The sequence below is a fragment of the Variovorax monticola genome, from assembly GCF_051216855.1.
Taxonomy (GTDB): Bacteria; Pseudomonadota; Gammaproteobacteria; order Burkholderiales; family Burkholderiaceae_C; genus Variovorax.
Map to the genome: position 1 here is coordinate 56301 of NZ_JBPJZP010000004.1, position 16462 is coordinate 72762.

12 protein-coding genes are annotated in these 16462 nt (G+C 69.4%); 7 read left to right on the forward strand and 5 right to left on the reverse strand.

Features of this window, described 5'->3' with window-relative positions:
* Nucleotides 1-2: 2 nt before the first annotated feature.
* Nucleotides 3-944, reverse strand: coding sequence for an ABC transporter permease (locus ACSFA5_RS14920; protein WP_435444826.1), 942 nt, complete (start codon nucleotides 942-944; stop codon nucleotides 3-5).
* A 44-nt stretch (nucleotides 945-988) separates the two neighbouring features.
* The gene (locus ACSFA5_RS14925; RefSeq protein ID WP_435444827.1) at nucleotides 989-2569 is read right to left on the reverse strand and encodes an ABC transporter substrate-binding protein; all 1581 of its coding nucleotides are present in this window, start codon (nucleotides 2567-2569) and stop codon (nucleotides 989-991) included.
* Nucleotides 2570-2784: 215 nt separating this feature from the next.
* On the opposite strand from ACSFA5_RS14925, the gene ACSFA5_RS14930 reads away from it, so the two are divergent.
* Nucleotides 2785-3174, forward strand: coding sequence for a RidA family protein (locus ACSFA5_RS14930; protein ID WP_435440561.1), 390 nt, complete (start codon nucleotides 2785-2787; stop codon nucleotides 3172-3174).
* Nucleotides 3175-3178: 4 nt separating this feature from the next.
* Here the strand turns inward: ACSFA5_RS14930 and ACSFA5_RS14935 are convergent, their stop codons facing one another.
* Nucleotides 3179-3772 carry an ATP-dependent Clp protease proteolytic subunit gene (locus ACSFA5_RS14935; protein ID WP_435445348.1) on the reverse strand — a complete coding sequence of 198 codons (594 nt, stop codon included), beginning with the start codon at nucleotides 3770-3772 and terminating at the stop codon, nucleotides 3179-3181.
* Nucleotides 3773-3847: 75 nt separating this feature from the next.
* Here ACSFA5_RS14935 and ACSFA5_RS14940 point away from each other — a divergent pair, with 75 nt between their 5' ends.
* The gene (locus ACSFA5_RS14940) at nucleotides 3848-4651 is read left to right on the forward strand and encodes a sigma-70 family RNA polymerase sigma factor (RefSeq protein WP_435444828.1); all 804 of its coding nucleotides are present in this window, start codon (nucleotides 3848-3850) and stop codon (nucleotides 4649-4651) included.
* 124 nt (nucleotides 4652-4775) lie between these two features.
* Here the strand turns inward: ACSFA5_RS14940 and lolD are convergent, their stop codons facing one another.
* Together lolD and ACSFA5_RS14950 are read right to left on the reverse strand one after the other, a co-directional pair.
* Nucleotides 4776-5453, reverse strand: coding sequence for a lipoprotein-releasing ABC transporter ATP-binding protein LolD (gene lolD / locus ACSFA5_RS14945; protein ID WP_435444829.1), 678 nt, complete (start codon nucleotides 5451-5453; stop codon nucleotides 4776-4778).
* Nucleotides 5446-6702, reverse strand: coding sequence for a lipoprotein-releasing ABC transporter permease subunit (locus ACSFA5_RS14950; protein ID WP_435444830.1), 1257 nt, complete (start codon nucleotides 6700-6702; stop codon nucleotides 5446-5448). The genes lolD and ACSFA5_RS14950 overlap by 8 nt, the downstream gene beginning before the upstream one ends.
* 224 nt (nucleotides 6703-6926) lie before the next feature.
* Here ACSFA5_RS14950 and ACSFA5_RS14955 point away from each other — a divergent pair, with 224 nt between their 5' ends.
* The 5 genes from ACSFA5_RS14955 (at nucleotide 6927) to ACSFA5_RS14975 (ending at nucleotide 16460) form a co-directional block, all read left to right on the forward strand.
* On the forward strand, nucleotides 6927-7811 hold the full coding sequence (locus ACSFA5_RS14955; protein ID WP_435444831.1) for a hypothetical protein: 885 nt from the start codon (nucleotides 6927-6929) through the stop codon (nucleotides 7809-7811).
* Nucleotides 7808-9535 carry a single-stranded-DNA-specific exonuclease RecJ gene (recJ, locus tag ACSFA5_RS14960; RefSeq protein ID WP_435444832.1) on the forward strand — a complete coding sequence of 576 codons (1728 nt, stop codon included), beginning with the start codon at nucleotides 7808-7810 and terminating at the stop codon, nucleotides 9533-9535. Before ACSFA5_RS14955 ends, recJ begins: the two co-directional genes overlap by 4 nt.
* 167 nt (nucleotides 9536-9702) lie before the next feature.
* Nucleotides 9703-10869: a GGDEF domain-containing protein gene (locus tag ACSFA5_RS14965; RefSeq protein WP_435444833.1), complete on the forward strand. Its 1167-nt coding sequence runs from the start codon at nucleotides 9703-9705 to the stop codon at nucleotides 10867-10869.
* A 264-nt stretch (nucleotides 10870-11133) separates the two neighbouring features.
* Nucleotides 11134-15300 (forward strand): WGR and DUF4132 domain-containing protein, encoded by a 4167-nt coding sequence (locus ACSFA5_RS14970; protein WP_435444834.1) that lies wholly within the window; start codon nucleotides 11134-11136, stop codon nucleotides 15298-15300.
* An 11-nt stretch (nucleotides 15301-15311) separates the two neighbouring features.
* The gene (locus ACSFA5_RS14975; protein ID WP_435444835.1) at nucleotides 15312-16460 is read left to right on the forward strand and encodes an ATP-binding protein; all 1149 of its coding nucleotides are present in this window, start codon (nucleotides 15312-15314) and stop codon (nucleotides 16458-16460) included.
* Nucleotides 16461-16462 lie beyond the last annotated feature (2 nt).

Genomic DNA, 16462 nt, shown 5'->3' on the forward strand with positions numbered 1-16462 from the left:
GCTCAGACCTTCACACGTGGATCGACCACCGCATACAGCAGGTCGATCGAGAAATTGATGAGCACGTAGATCGCGGCAATCACGAGCAGCGCCCCTTGAATGACCGGGTAGTCGCGCCGCAGCACGGCGCTGACCACCAGGTTGCCCACGCCGGGCAGGCCGAACACGGTCTCGGTGATGACGGCGCCGCCGATCATCAGCGCCACCGTGAGGCCGATCACCGTGACGATGGGCACCAGCGCGTTGCGCAGCGCATGCTTCAGCACCACCGTGCTTTCGCTCAGGCCCTTGGAGCGCGCGGTGCGCACGTAGTCTTCACTGAGCACGTCGAGCATCGACGCGCGCGTGAAGCGGATGATGAGCGCCGAGTTCAGCAGGCCCAGCACCGCGGCCGGCAGCACCAGCGCATGGAGGCGTTCGGCCAGCGGCGCGTCGGGCGCGCCGTAGCCCGACACCGGGAACCAGCCGAAGGACACCGCGAAGATCTGGATCAGCACGATGCCCAGCCAGAAGCTCGGAATGCTCGCGCCCAGCATCGCGATGCCGGTGAACAGCTGGTCGACCACGCGCCCGCGGAACACGGCGGAGACGATGCCGCACGGCACGCCGATGAGCGCCGCGATGGCCACTGCCATCAACGCCAGCAGCGTGGTGGGTTCGGCGCGCTCCCACAGCGCCTGCGTCACCGGGCGCTGCAGGAAGATGGAGGTGCCCAGGTTGCCCTGCAGCACCTCGCGCAGCCAGTAGCCGAACTGCACGGGCAGCGGTTTGTCGAGCCCGTACTCCTTCTGCACGCGGGCGATGTCGGCGGCGGTGGCCTGGTCGCCCAGCAGCACCGACACCGGGTCGCCCGATGCGGCTCGCGTGAGCACGAAGACGATCACCGCCACCAGGGCGAGCACGACGAGCATGCCGGCGAGGCGGGATGCGAGATAACGAAACATGGGGCTGGCTCCGGTCGGGCTGGCTGGCTTGCTGGCGCGCTGGCCTACTTGATCTTTGCGTTCCAGAAGAACGGCCAGGTCGCGGGCGTGTAGTTGTCCAGCGCCGGGCTCTTTGCCGACAGGCCGTTGAACTTGCCCACGTTGATGTACGGCACCTCGTCGTACACCACCTGCTGCACCTTGCCCCACAGCGCACCGCGCCTGGCCGGGTCGCTCTCGACGTTGAAGGCCTGCAGCGCCGCCTTCTTGGCGGGCGTGTCCCACCAGCCGGGCGCGCCGTCGCCGAGTTGCGGCGGCGAGAGCATGGGCTCGGGGAACTGGCCCGAGTGGGTGACGTAGATGTCCCACAGTTTCGAGTCGTTGCGGCGCTGCACCAGCGTGGCCCAGTCGACCACGTTCAGGTCGACCTTGAAGCCGGCGCGCTTCAACTGCTCGGCCATCAGCAGCGACATGTTGTAGTGAAAGTCGTACTGCCGGCTGGTGAGCACGCGGATCGGCTCGCCCTTGTAGCCGGCCTTGGCCGCGGCTTCCTTGGCCTTGGGTGCGTTGCGCTGGTTGTACTGGTCGGTGCCGGCCGTCGAATGGAACGGCGAGCCCTTCGGAAAGTGGTTGCCCTCGGCCACGAAGAAGCGCGTGTCGCCGAAGCCGGCCGCGAGCATCTCGCCTTCGCCCAGCGCGGTTTGAATGGCCTGGCGCAGGGCCGGGTTGGCGGCCACGCCTTCCTTGGTGTTGAGCACGAGGTACGGAAAGCCGAACGACGGCGTCATGATCGGCACCGTCTTGCCGCCGGACTTCTCCAGGCGCGGCAGGGCTTCCACCGGCAGCAGGTCGGCAAAGTCGTACTGGCCGGCCAGCGCGCCTTCGACGCGGGTGCTGGCATTGGGCACGGGCACGAAGCGCAGCTCCTCGATGGCCGCCTCTCGCTTGCCGCCGTAGCCGTTCGCGGGCTCCTTGCGCGCGGTGTACTTGTCGAAGCGCGTGAGCAGCACGAACTGGTCGGGGCGGCGCTCCTTGAACTTGTAGGGGCCCGTGCCGACGAAGTCCTTCAGCGGCGAGGCGATCGAGTCCTTGGCCATGATGGCGGCCATGCCGCTGGGCAGCGCGAGCTGCGACAGCAAAGGCGCATAGGGCTCCTTCAGCACCACGTCGATGGCCAGCGGGCCCCTGGCCTTCAGGCTGTCGATTTCCTTGCCCACGGCCTTGCCGCGCGGCGACTGCTCCATCCAGCGCTGCAGGCTGGCGACCACATCGTCGGCGGTGAGCTCGCGGCCGTTGTGCAGCATCACGCCGCGGCGCAAGGTGATGGCGTAGGTCTTGCCGTCGGCCGAGATCTTCGGCATGCCCTCGGCCAGCATCGGCACCACGTTCCACTTGGCGTCGAAGGTGTAGAGCGTCTCGTACACGTGCTGCATGATGGTGCCGACCAGGTCGGCGGTCGAGGCCATCGGGTCGAGCGTCTGCGGCTCGGCCACCATCGCCAGCGTGGCGAAGTTGCGCGGGCCCTGCGCATGGGCGCCCTGGTGCGGCAGCGCGGCGCACAGCATCGCGAGCAAGGAAGCGCCCAGCAAGGTGCGCTTGGACAGCAGAGGCAGGGCGATGCGCTGGACTGGACCGACGTGGGGCATGGGGGACTCCTTCTTGGGGCGGGCGCCGCGAGGTGGGCGGCTTTATGAAAGAAAATTTCTTTCTTGTCCGGACTTTGAAGCACTATTCATGCCAAATCATCCGTGTTAACCCTTGTTCACCGGCTATTCTGAAATAGATTTTCAGAATGGAGAGATACTCGCGGCGCGTTTCATCCCAGTTCCGTCCCCTGATCTTTCATCCCCAAGGAGTCCCCATGCCCCTCGAATACCTCGGCGCCCCGCCCCTCGCTTCGGACCGTCAGGTGCGCCCTTTCTCCCCGGCCGTGCGCGCCGGCGACTTCGTCTATGTGTCGGGCCAGGTGCCCGTGAACAAGGAAGGCGAAATCGTGACCGGCGGCATCGAGGCGCAGACGCGCCAGGTCATGGAGAACCTCAAGACCGTGCTCGCACTGGCCGGCGCCACGCTCGACGATGTGTGCAAGAGCACCGTCTGGCTGCAGGACGCGCGCGACTTCGGTGCCTTCAACCGCATCTACATGGGCTACTTCGGCGAGAACAAGCCCGCGCGCTCGACCACCGAGGCGCGGCTGATGATCGACGCCAGGGTCGAGATCGACGTGGTGGCCTACAAGCCCAAGGCCTGAACCGTCAGTTCAGTTCGGTCTTGCGCCGGATGACGCGCGAGACCAGCCCGTATTCGACCGCCTCTTCGGCCGACAGCCAGCGGTCGCGCTCGATGTCCGCCAGCACCACGTCCAGCGGCTTGCCGGTTTCGCGCGCGATCTCGTGCGCGATGCGCAGGCGGGCCTTGATGATTTCCTGTGCCTGAATGGCGATGTCGGTCGCCTGGCCGCCCGCGCCGCCGCTGGGCTGGTGGATCAGGAAGCGCGTGTTCGGCAGGCACACCCGGCGCTCGCGCGGCGCTGCCAGGAACAGGTGCGTGGCGGCGCTGCCGACCCAGCCGGTGCCGATCATGTTCACCGGCGCGCTGATGAAGCGCACGATGTCGTGGATGGCGTCGCCCGATTCCAGGTGGCCGCCCGGCGAGCTCACGAGGATGTCGATGGGCTTGTCCGCGCTGTCGGCGTCCAGCGCGATGAGGCGGCGCGTCACGTCGGCGGCCACCGAATCGGTGATGCTGCCGAAGATCAGCAGCGTGCGCGACTTGAACGCCTTTTCTTCCAGGTAGGAGTTGCGCGGCTCGGCGGTGGCGGCGGGCTTGGTGTCGTCGTCGGATTCCATCGAGAACATGGGCAGGGTGGACATGAAGAAGGCTCCTGTAGGTTGAACTGTCTTGACGAACAAGCCCACAGTTTCGTGACATGGCGCCTGCTGTGGCAAGCTGGCCCGATGCTCGATGAACGCTATCTCTCGCAATTCGCTGCCCTGCGAAGCCGGCTGGTTCGCGCGGCGGCGCGCATGCTGGGCGGCCACGCGGAGGCCGAGGACGTGGTGCAGGAAACCTACCTGCGCGCGCTCGAAGCCGGCGGCCTGCCCGGGCCCGATTCGGCGCAGGCGTGGCTGACCACGGTGATGCAGAACCTTGCGATCGACCGGCTGCGGCGCGACAACTGGATGCAGCGCTGGCTGCGCGATGCCGATGCGCTCGCGCTCGAAGCCCCTTCGGCGGAAGCCGATGCGGCGCAGGCCGAGTCCATCGAGCAGGCGCTGCGCTCGATTGCCGCCCGGCTGTCGCCGGTCGACGGTGCCGCGGTGCTGTTGCGCGAGGTCTTCGAAGCCAGCTTCAAGGAGATGGCCCAGGCCAGCGGCAAGACCGAGGCGGCCTGCCGGCAACAGCTGCATCGCGCGCTGCTGCGGCTGCGCCAGGACAAGGACGGTGAAGACACCGGCTCGGAAGCGGTCTTCCAGGTGTACCGGCAGGCGCTGAGCGACTGCGATGCACGAACGCTGTTCGCGATGCTGCGGCAGCCGCCGGCGCGTGCGGTTGCTGTGTCGGCTGCGATGGCACCCAGGTCGGGCGCGCCGCGCGTGGTCTGCCAGGTGATGCAGATCGGCGGACGGCTCGGACTGGTGCTGACGCTGGGTGGCAAGGTGTTGTGCGTGCTGCCGCTGGATGCACGGCAGACCGAAGAAGAAGCCGCGTCTTCGTCTTCGTATTAGCCCCTTCCCCCTCTGGGGGAAGGCTGGGATGGGGGCACACGCGGCCTCGAAGGCTGCATGGCGTTGAAGGCCGCGAGCCCCGACCCCTGCCCTCCCCGAAAGGGGAGGGAGAAAGACCAAAGAATCAGCCGGCCAGGCGCCCGGCCACCAGCTGCAGCACCCGATCGCAGCGCTTCGCCAGGTCCTGGTCATGCGTGACCATCACGAACGCCGTGCCGTGCCGCCTTGCCAGGTCGAGCATCAGTGCGAACACGTTGTCCGCCGTGCCGCGGTCGAGGTTGCCCGTGGGTTCGTCGGCCAGCACGCACGCCGGCTGCGTGACCAGCGCGCGCGCGATGGCCACGCGCTGGCGCTCGCCGCCCGACAGCTCGGCCGGCCGGTGATGCAGCCGCTCGCCCAGCCCCACGCTCTGCAGGATCTTCGTGGCCGCCTGCGCGGACGTCGAAGGCTCCACGCGCCGGATCTTCAGCGGCATCGCCACGTTGTCCAGCGCGCTGAACTCGGGCAGCAGGTGATGGAACTGGTAGACGAAACCCAGGTGCTGGTTGCGCAAGCGCCCCTGCTCGGCCGCATCCGCGTGCGCGATGTCCTTGCCGAGCAGCTCGACCTTGCCCGCCGTGGGCGCGTCCAGCCCGCCCATCAGGTGCAGCAGCGTGCTCTTGCCCGAACCCGACGCGCCGACGATGGCCAGCGTTTCGCCGGCGTGCACATCGAGGTCGACGCCATGCAGCACGGTCAGGTCGAGGCGGCCTTCGTGGAAACGCTTGGTCAGTCCACGGGCCTTCAACACAACATCACTCATAGCGCAGGGCCTCGGCCGGGTTCACGCGGCTGGCGCGCCAGCTCGGATACAGCGTGGCGACGAAGGCCAGCACCAGGGAAATGATCGCGATCGGCACGATGTCGCTTTGCTGCGGATCGCTCGGCATCTTGCTGATCAGGTAGATGTCCTTCGGCAGGAAGCTCGCATGGAACAGCTGCTCCAGGAAGGGCACGATCACGTCGATGTTGTAGGCAATGCCCAGCCCCAGCAGCAGCCCGGCCACGGTGCCGATCACGCCCACCATGGCGCCCTGCACCACGAAGATGGCCATGATGCTGCGCGGCGAGCTGCCCAGCGTGCGCAGGATGGCGATGTCGGCGCGCTTGTCGGTCACCGTCATCACCAGCGTGGAGACCAGGTTGAAAGCGGCCACCGCCACGATCAGCGTGAGGATGATGAACATCATGCGTTTCTCGACCTGCACGGCCGCGAACCAGGTCTTGTTCTGGCGCGTCCAGTCGCGGATGAGGAACTCGCCCGGCAGGCTCGTGGCCAGTTGGTCGGCCACGTCGCGTGCCTCGTTCAGGTCCTTCAGCTTCAGCCGGATGCCGGTGGGCCCTTCGAGGCGGAACACCTTGGCCGCGTCCTGCTCGTGCACCATGGCCAGCGCCGAGTCGTACTCGTAGTGGCCCGAGTCGAAGGTACCGACCACGGTGAACTGCTTCAGCCGCGGCACCACGCCGGCCGGCGTGACCTGCCCGCCCGGTGCCACCAGCGTGACCTGGTCGCCCGGCTGCACGAACAGCGAGCGCGCCAGCTCGGCGCCCAGCACGATGCCGAACTCGCCCGGCACCAGCTTGTCGAAGGTGCCCTTGGAAGCAATGCCGTTGATGTCGGTCACCTCGGGTTCGAGCTTGGGTTCGATGCCGCGCACGATGGTGCCCTTCATGTCCTCGCCGCGCGCAATGAGCGCCTGGGTGCTGATGAAGGGCGCCGCGCCGACCACCTCGGGGTGCTTGCGCGCCGCGGCCATGATCTGGTCGAGGCTTTGCAGCGCCTGTCCGTCGCGCGAGAAGATCTCGATGTGCGACACCACGCCGAGCATGCGGTCGCGCACCTCCTTCTGGAAGCCGTTCATCACACTGAGCACAATGATCAGCGCCGCCACGCCCAGGGCGATGCCGAGCATCGAGACACCGGAGATGAAGGAGATGAAGCCGTTGCGCCGCGTCGCCCGGCCTGCGCGCGTGTAGCGCCAGCCGAGCTGCAGTTCATAAGGAAGTCGCATCAAATTTCCTGCCGAGCCGCCTCAAGGGAAATTTGCCCGCCCTCGGGGGGCAGCGAATACACGAAGTGAGGAGCGAGGGGGTACGTCATACGGCGGAATTGTGGCATCCCGGATTAATGAAGGGCTTCCCGGACAATAGGGGAATGGCCGAACCCTCCCCACGTCACCTCTTGATCCCCTTCGCCGGCCGCGGTTCCCCGGCTTGCCGCGCGGCACTGCCCACGTTGCGGCTCCCCAACCTCGAAACCCTGCTGCTTCGCCTCACGCTCGCACACACCGACACGCAGAGCGACAGCACGCGCTCGCCGCCGCACGAACGCGCGCTGGCGCAGGCGCTCGGCATCCTGGCGGCAGACGGCTGCATCCCGTGGGCCGCGTTCGAGGCGCGGCAACTCGGCATCGCCATGCAGGACGATGCCGAAGGCTGGGGCGTCGTCACGCTGTGCAACTGGCAGGTCGGCATCGACGACGTGGCGCTGGGCGACCCGTCGGCCATCGAGATCGACGCGGCCGAATCGGCGGCGCTGCTGGCCGTGGCGCGCCCCTTCTTCGAGGAAGACGGCATTGCGCTGCACGCGTCTCCCGTGCCCGGCCGCTGGCTGGCGCGCGCGCGCATCTTCGACGGACTGGCCACCGCCTCCATCGACCGCGCGGTGGGCTACCCGATCTCGCAGTGGTCGCCGCTGGCCGATGCCGGGCGCTCGCTGCGCCGGCTGCAGAACGAAATGCAGATGCTGCTGTACACCGAGCGCGTGAACGACGACCGCGCCGCGCGCGGCGTGCCGCCCATCAACTCGTTCTGGCTCAGCGGCACCGGCGCGCTGAAAGCAACACCCTCCCCGACCGGCCCCGCGCCCGAGGTGAGCGACGCGCTGCGCGTGGCGTCCCTGCGCGACGACGGCGCCGGGTGGGCCGAGGCGTGGCGGGCGCTGGACGCCGGCCCCATCGCCACGCTGCTGGCCGACTACACCCGCGGCACCGACGTGGCGCTCACGCTGTGCGGCGACCGCGCCGCGCAGCGCTACACGGTGCAGCCGCGCGGCTTGGCGCGCTGGGCCCGGAGCCTTTTCGACCGCAAGCGGGCGTCGGTCGTGCTGGAGTCGCTATGAAAATCATAGCTAGAGAGATCCCGCCGCGCACCGTCTGGGCGCTGGAGCAGGCGGGCGTGCACCCGCTGCTGGCGCGGCTGTTCGCGGCACGCGGCGTGCGCGCCAAGGACGAGCTGGACGACGGCCTTGCGCGCCTGCTGCCGCCCGACACCTTGCGCGGCACGCAGGCGGCCGCCGTGCTGCTGGCCGATGCGATCGCGCAGGACAAGCGCTTGTGCATCGTGGCCGACTATGACTGCGACGGCGCCACCGCCTGCGCGGTCGGCGTGCGCGGCCTGCGCCTGCTGGGCGCCAGACACGTGAGCTACCTGGTGCCCGACCGCGTGGTCGACGGCTACGGCCTCACGCCCCCCATTGCCGAACGCGTGGCCGACAGCGGCGCCGACATGCTCGTCACCGTGGACAACGGCATTGCCAGCGTCGACGGCGTGGCCGCCGCCAAGGCGCGCGGCCTGCAGGTGCTGGTGACCGACCACCACCTGCCCGGCCCCGAGCTGCCGGTGGCCGACGTGCTGGTCAACCCGAACCAGCCCGGCTGCGAGTTCGAGAGCAAGAGCATCGCCGGTGTCGGCGTGATGTTCTACGTGCTGCTCGCGCTGCGCTCCGAGCTGCGCAAGCGCGGCGTCTTCGACGTGGCCACACAGCCCAAGCTCGATGCGCTGCTGCCGCTGGTGGCGCTGGGCACGGTGGCCGACGTGGTGAAGCTCGACGCCAACAACCGCCGCCTCGTGGCGCAGGGCCTGCGCCGCATCCGCGCCGGAACCATGCCGGCTGGCGTGGCCGCGCTCTTCAAGGCCGCGGGCCGCACGGCGGCGGTGGCCACCACCTTCGACTTCGGCTTTGCCCTGGGCCCGCGCATCAACGCGGCCGGCCGGCTGGCCGACATGACGCTGGGCATCGAATGCCTGCTGACCGACGACGCGGGCCGCGCCGAAGAGCTGGCGCGCATGCTCGACGGCATCAACCGCGAGCGCCGCGACATCGAAGGCGGCATGCGCGACCAGGCGCTGCTGCTGGCAGAGTCGCTGTTCGCCATGGACGACAGCGGTGAAGGCATCGCGGCCCCGCCGCCGGCCATCAGCGTGTTCGACGCGAACTTCCACGAAGGCGTGGTCGGCATCGTGGCCTCGCGGATCAAGGACCGTTTTCACCGCCCCACCTTCGTCTTCGCCGCGAGCGGTGCGCCGGGCAAGGAACACGAGCTCAAGGGCTCGGGCCGCTCGATTCCGGGCTTTCATTTGCGCGACGCGCTCGACCTCGTGGCCAAGCGCCATCCGGGCGTGCTGCTGCGCTTCGGCGGCCATGCCATGGCGGCCGGCTGCACGGTGGCGCGCGAGCACTTCAAGACCTTCGAGCAGGGCCTGGCGCAGGTGGCCGGCGAATGGCTGGCGGCCTCGGCGCTCACGCGGCAGCTGGAGACCGACGGGCCGATCGCGCGCGAGTACATGCGCATCGACCTGGTCGACACGCTGCACAAGGAGGTGTGGGGCCAGGGCTTCGCACCGCCGACCTTCAGCGAAGAGGTGGAGGTGGTGTCGCAGCGCCTGGTGGGCGAGAAGCACCTGGCGCTCAAGCTCAAGCACCAGGGGCAGCCGATCGACGCGATCTGGTTCAGCCACACCGAGCCGCTGCCGCCGAAGGTGATGCTGGCGTTCCGGCTCGACGCGGACGAGTGGCAGGGCGTGCGGCGGCTGCGCTTTTTGGTCGAAGGCGCGGAGTTCTAGTGCCGAAAACAGACGCTGCGCCAAGGATTCTGAGACGCAGCGCATAGGCAGCCTGCGCGCGGGAGATACGATCAGTTACTGTTTCTTTCACCGATGCCTTTGACTCGACTTGCCCGAATGCTGCCCAGCCGCCATTTCCGCACCTTGCCCTCCCAAGGCCGCCGCTCATGTTCGACGGCGTGAGCCTTGGCCTGCTGGCGGGCCTGATGGTGTGCGGCCTGGTGCTGCTGCTGGTGTTCGGCACCTTCATCCATGTCTGGTACGTGCTGGCCTGCGGTTTCGCGCTGGCGGCCGTTGCGGGACTGAACGGTTTGGCACCCCACGACGCACTGGCGCACTGGCCGGCCGCGGCGCTGGTGCTGTGGGCCGCGTGCCGGCTCCAGTTCGCGCGGCAACTCTTGCGCATGCGGCATTTCGCGCCGCGCCTGGACAAGGCCGCGCTGGTGCTGCTGGCCGCGCTCGGCCTCACCCTGCTCTACGCCGCGCTCGACACCCGGCTGGCCTGGACGCTGCGCGCGGTGCAGGGGCTGGTGGTGGCCTCCACCGTGCTGCTTGCAGTCGGTGCGCTGCTCGCGCGGCGCGCGCTGCCCTTGACGGTGGCCTTGTTCTGCGCCGGTGCCATGCTGCTGATGGCCGGCATCTGTGCCTCGCCCCTGCCGGCTTGGGGTGAACCCGCCTGGAGCGCCTGGCGCATGAATCCCGCGCAGGCCGCGGTGATCGCCGAACTGGCGCTGCTGGCGCTGGCGCTGGCCGCGCGCATCCGGCTGGTGCTGCGCGCCGAAAAGGCCCTGGAACAACGCACCCAGGCCCTTATGGGCGCCATGGGCACCGACGCGCTCACCGGCGCCACCAGCCGCGCGGGCCTGGAAAGCCGCGGCGCGGAATGGCTGCGCGAGGGCCGCCCCTTCTCGCTGATGATGGTCGACCTGAACGGCTTCAATCGCGTGAATGAACGCCACGGCCGCGCGGGCGGCGACGCCGTGCTCGCCGCCATCGCCCAGCGCCTGCGCCAGCAGGTGCGCGCAGACGACATGGTGGCGCGCCTGGGCGACGACGAGTTCGCGATCCTGCTGGCCGGCAACCCGGCGCGGCAAAAGCTCGCGGAGATGGCGATCCGCATCGAGACCGCGGGCGCCACGCCGGTGGCCTTCGAGGGCCGGCTGCTCGCGGGGGGCGAACTCAGCATGGGCATTGCATGCCACCCCGCCGACGGCGACACGCTGGCGCGCCTGCTCGAATCGGCCGATCGCGCCTTGCGCCATTGCAAGCGGCAGCGCATGGGGCCGTCGTATGCGTTCGCCGGCGAAAAGTCGGGCAGCGCGGCGCCGGGCTGACATCAAGGACGCGCGCGGCACGCCAGCGAGGCGCCCGGCTTTCGAACCTTCTTCTTACCTCGCGCCACGCGAGGCGCAGTGCATGATTCGGGCATGAGATTCCATGCCTTCGCACTGCCTGTTTTTTCAGCACCACCGACGGCACCGCCCTCGCGTGGCTGACGGGCACGGCCTGCCAGGGCCCTCTCATTCATCCGCCCCACATCCAGCGCTTCGCGCATCGCGAGCGGGCGCGTCATGCATCCACAGGAGGACGTTTTTTCCATGCGCCGTTTTGAACTGATCGAAGGAACCGCCAGCAAATTCTGGGAAGTGGAGCGGTCGGACACCGACCTCAACATCCGTTGGGGCCGCATCGGCACCGCGGGCCAGAGCCAGACCAAGTCGTTCGCCGACGCCGCCAAGGCCGCCACCGCGATGACCAAGCTGGCGGCCGAGAAGTCGGGCAAGGGCTACAGCGAAGTGGGCGTGGCGGCGGATGCGGCCATCGGCAAGACCGAAGCCAAGCCGAAGGCCGAGGCGGCGCCGGAAAAGACCACGGCCGCATCGGCCACATCGGCCGCCAAGGCCGCGCCGGCAAGCGACACCGCAGCGGCGGACGCACCGGCCGAAGGCATCGACAGCCAGGCCGACCGCGTGTTCGAAAGCGTGCGCTCGCAGATCGAAGCCGGCACCCTCACCCGCAACGACACGCTGTCGCCCGCCAGCCTCAAGCGCCCGCACGGCGTGAGCGAGCAAGGCGCCGCGCTGGCCTTCAAGCGGCTGCAGTCCGCGGGCCTGCTGGAGGGCTGGGGCACCAGCTGCTCGCCGCCGAAAGACGCGCAGGCCATCGCGAAGGAACTGGGCACTTCGGCGTCGACCACGCAGGCCGCGTCTTCGCCCGCACCGGCCGCGGAACTCGCCATCAACGCCGACACACCGCCCTGGCTTGCCGCCGGCACGCCCATCCGGCTGTCGCCCGACATGCTGCGCGAAGCCTTCCCCTCGCGCCGCTTTCCGCCCAAGCAGGTCGAGCCCCCGGCGAGCGTGGGCGCGGCCTGGCTGCCGGTGCGCCGCAAGCTCGACCTCCACGTGAACATGACCGGCACCGACGCTTCGCTGCGCGACGCCACGCAGCGCATGATCGATCGCAGCACGCAGCCCATTCCCGCGGCCGACGCCGAGGCCGACACCGTGCTGCTGGCGCTGGCGCTGAGCAGCGGCAACCACGGCAACAGCCAGATGGGCGCGGAGCTGGTGCCCTACCTGGCGGCGCAGTACGGCCTGCCGGGCGCGGTCGATGTCCTGCTGGCCGCGCAACAGATCGAGGTGCAGTCCGACTACGACCGGGCGGCGAAGAAGCACCAGTACAGCTTCAGCGCCAGCGTCTCCAAGCAGATGGGCAGCGCCTACTACGGCCCCTTGGGCGAAGGCGAGCAAGCCTTTCGCGCGCACCTGGCGCTGGCCGCCCCCGAGGTCTGGCAGGACTGCCGCGACCGCATCGAGGCCGGCCTGCCCCGCGTGCACCCGAGCCGCCAGCCCGCGCTGGCGATGCTGCTGCCCGACGCGCCCGAAATTTCCAACGCGCTGGTGCACGCGCTCGCGGCCGCGAAGCCCGCGCCCGAGACGATGCACTGGCTGCAGCTGACGGCCACCGACCCCGACGCCGTGGCGCTGGCTGCGAAGGTGCGGCTGAGCTATTCGAGCGGCTTCTGGGGCAGCGGCCCCATGACCAGCACGCTGGTGCAGGAGCGCGGCGTCGACGCGGTGCCCGTGCTGGAGCGCGGCGCGGCCACCGACGACGCGGGCGACGCGCTCGCCTGCATCGGCACGCCCGATGCGGTGCAGGCGCTGGCCCGCGTGGCGAGCACGTCGAAAGGCGCGCTGGCACGCCTGGCACTGTCGGTCGACCGCTGGCCGCTGGCGGCGATTCCCGCGCTGTCGCGGCTGGTCGCGGCGGGCGGCAAGGACGCCAACCTCGTCAAGCCCAGCCTCACGCGGCTGCTGCGCGCGCACGGCGCCGCCCTGCCCGCGCTGCGGCCCTGGCTCGACGCGGGCGCGCAGGCCGTCATCGACCAGCAACTGGCCTTGCTGGCCGGCCCCACCGAGGTGGCCGATGCGAGCGAGCTGCCCGGCGTGCTGGCCGCGCCGCCGTGGCTGGCCAAGGTGCAGAAGAAGACCGCCGCGGCGCTGGTGCTCGAACCGCTGGCGCTGGCCCCGGTCGAGCAATGGGGCGACGGCCTGCGCGAGAGCGCGCTGCGGCTCGCCTCCTGGCAACAGAGCCGCCAGGCCCTGGCCAGGAAAGACATCGCGGTGCTGCTCGACCAGCTGGGCTTCGACCGCAAGGACAAGAAAGAGCACGGGCCGCTCGGCAAGGCGGCGGAGTCGGCAATCAAGGCCGGCGACACCGCCGCGCTGATCGCGCACTGGCGCGCCATGCTCGGCGAACGCAAGGAGGGTCGCTACTACTGGTTCCGTTTCGACTCGTTCGTGGCGGCGGTGCTTCCGGCCGCGGTGGGCGTGCCGTTCTGGAACGCGATTGCCGGGGAATCGGAAAGCGACGACATCGGCGTGATGCTGGCCACCCACGGCCTGGCCGTGCTGCCGGGGCTGGTGGCCATGGTGCGCACCAAGCCCACCGAAAACCTTTCGTACGCGCAGAACTACGGCGCGGCCGAACTCGCCATGCCTGCCGCGCGCGCCTTCGCCAAGCTGAAGACACTGCGCGCCGAAGGCCGCGCCTGGCTGCTGAAGTACCCCGAGCACACCGCCTGCGGCCTGATTGCGCCCGCGCTCGGCAAGGCCGGCGAGGCCCGCGACTGCGCGGGCTCCGCGCTGCGCCTGCTGCAGGCCAACGGCCACGAGGCGCTGCTGCTCGACGTGGCCGGCCGCTACGGCAAGCCCGAGGTGGTGGAGGCATTGCGCGCGGTGCTCGACGAGAGCCCGCTCGACCGTTTCCCCACCAAGCGCGCCAGGCTGCCCGAGTTCTGGCAGCCGCGCAGCTGGCGCCGGCCGACGCTGAAGAACGGCAAGGCATTGCCCGACGAGGCGCTCGACCACCTCGGCCAGATGCTGACCTTCCCGACCAACGAGGAAATCTACGGCGGCATCGCCGTGGTCAGGGAGGCCTGCGACGCCGTATCGCTGGCCGAGTTCGCCTGGGACGCCTTCACCGCCTGGCTCGAGGCCGGCGGCCCGAGCAAGGAAGGCTGGGCACTCGCCATGCTGGGCCAGTTCGGCAACGACGACACCGCGCGCAGGCTCACGCCCTTCATTCGCGCGTGGCCCGGCGAGGCGGCGCATGCGCGCGCCGTGACCGGGCTGGACGTGCTGGCCACCATCGGCAGCGACGTGGCGCTGATGCTACTCAACGGCATTGCGCAGAAGGTCAAGTTCAAGGGCCTGCAGGACAAGGCGCGCGAGAAGATCGACGCCATTGCCGAAGCGCGCGGCCTGAGCACCGAGGAGCTCGAAGACCGGCTCGCGCCCGACCTCGGCCTGGACGAGCAGGGCACCCTGCGGCTGGACTTCGGCCCGCGCGCGTTCAAGGTGGGCTTCGACGAAACGCTCAAGCCCTATGTGCGCGAAACCACCGACGGCGTGGACGGTGCCCGCCTGCCCGACCTGCCCAAGCCCAAGAAGACCGACGACGCCGAACTGGGCAAGGAAGCGGTCGAGCGCTTCAAGCTGCTGAAGAAGGACGCGCGCACCATCGCCAGCCAGCAGCTGCTGCGCCTGGAGGTGGCGATGTGCGCGCGCCGCCGCTGGACGCCCGAGGTGTTTCGCATGTTCCTGGTCGAGCATCCGCTGGTGCGCCACATCGTGCAGCGGCTGATCTGGGGCGTGTATGCGGTGGAAGGCGCAGCCGAGGGCAGCAGCTACGGCGGCACGCTGCAGGCGTGCTTCCGCGTGGCGGAAGACGGCAGCTGCACCACGGCGGAGGACGACACGTTCGCGTTGCCCGAGGGTGCGAGCATCCGCATCGGCGTGCCGCATGCGCTGGACCTGCCGCCCGCCGATGCCGCGGCCTTCGGCCAGGTGTTCGCCGACTACGAGCTGCTGCAGCCCTTTGCGCAGATCGGCCGCGACGTCTACACGCTGACCGACGAAGAAAAGAAGAGCCTGAAGCTGGAGCGCTGGAAGGACGTGAAGGTGCCCACGGGCCGCGTGCTGGGGCTGGCCAACAAGGGCTGGCGCCGCGGCCAGGCGCAGGACGCGGGCTGCATCTGGTACTTCAGCAAGCCGCTGGGCACGAACCGCGTAATCGAGCTGGGCCTGGACCCCGGCATCATCGTCGGCATGGTGGACGAATACCCCGAGCAGACGCTGGGCCAGGTGCAGGTCGGCAAGCCTTCGGGCTGGGGCGACATGCAGGATGCGCAAACGCTGGACCAGCTCGACCCGATTTCCGCCAGCGAACTCATCCGCGACATGGAAGGCCTGCGGGCCTGAACGACACACACATGGCCACACCGAAAAAGACCAACGACGCGTCGGGTACGGCATCGCAGCAACTGCAGCGCCCGCCGGCCGAGATCCAGTACGCCGCGCAGCTCGCGCGGCTGCAGGCGCAGGACACCGACCCGCGACCGCCCGGATGGGCGCTGGGCCTGAAGGCCGCGCGCTCGTTCATCCTCGGCGACGCGGCGCTCGACATTGCGCCGAAGATCGTCGCGCCGGTGGCCAGCATCGAGCGCATGCTGGTCACGCTGGCCACCGGCCGCGGGCTGATGCTGGTGGGCGAGCCGGGCACGGCGAAGTCGATGCTGTCGGAGCTGCTGGCCACGGCCATCTCGGGCATCTCCACGCTCACGATCCAGGGCGGCGCATCGATCACCGAAGACCAGATCAAGTACGGCTGGAACTACGCGCTGCTCATCAACGAAGGCCCGAGCCCGCGCGCGATGGTGCCCGCGCCGCTGTACCTGGGCATGCAGCGCGGCCAGGTGGTGCGCTTCGAGGAAATCACGCGCGCGCCGCTGGAGGTGCAGGACTGCCTGCTGGGCATGCTGTCGGACCGCGTGATGGCGGTGCCCGAACTGGCGGGCGAGCACGGCATGCTCTACGCGCGCGAGGGCTTCAACATCATCGCCACCGCCAACACGCGCGACCGCGGCGTGAACGAAATGAGCGCGGCGTTGAAGCGGCGCTTCGACTTCGAGACGGTGTTCCCCATCCTGGACTTCGACCGCGAACTGGCGCTGGTGCAGGAATCGTCCGCGCGGCTGCTCGCGCAGAGCGGCATTCCGAAGACCGTGCCCGCGCCGGTGCTGGAGCTGCTGGTGTCCACCTTCCGCGACCTGCGCGGCGCGCCGGGCAAGGCTGAAAAAGCCAACGGCAACTGGGGCAACGACGGCGCCATGGACAAGCTCACCGCCGTGATGTCCACCGCCGAAGCGGTGAACGTGGCCCACGCGGTGGGCGTGCGCGCCTGGTTCCTGGAGCAGCGCGAAGGCTCGCCGGCCGACCTGGTCGATTGCATCGCCGGCACGGTGGTGAAGGACAACGCGGACGACCGCGCCAAGCTGCGGCGCTACTTCGAGCAGAAGGCGGCCAAGCGCAACGGTGCCCACTGGCGCGCCTACTACGAAGCCCGGCACCGTCTGCCCTGAAC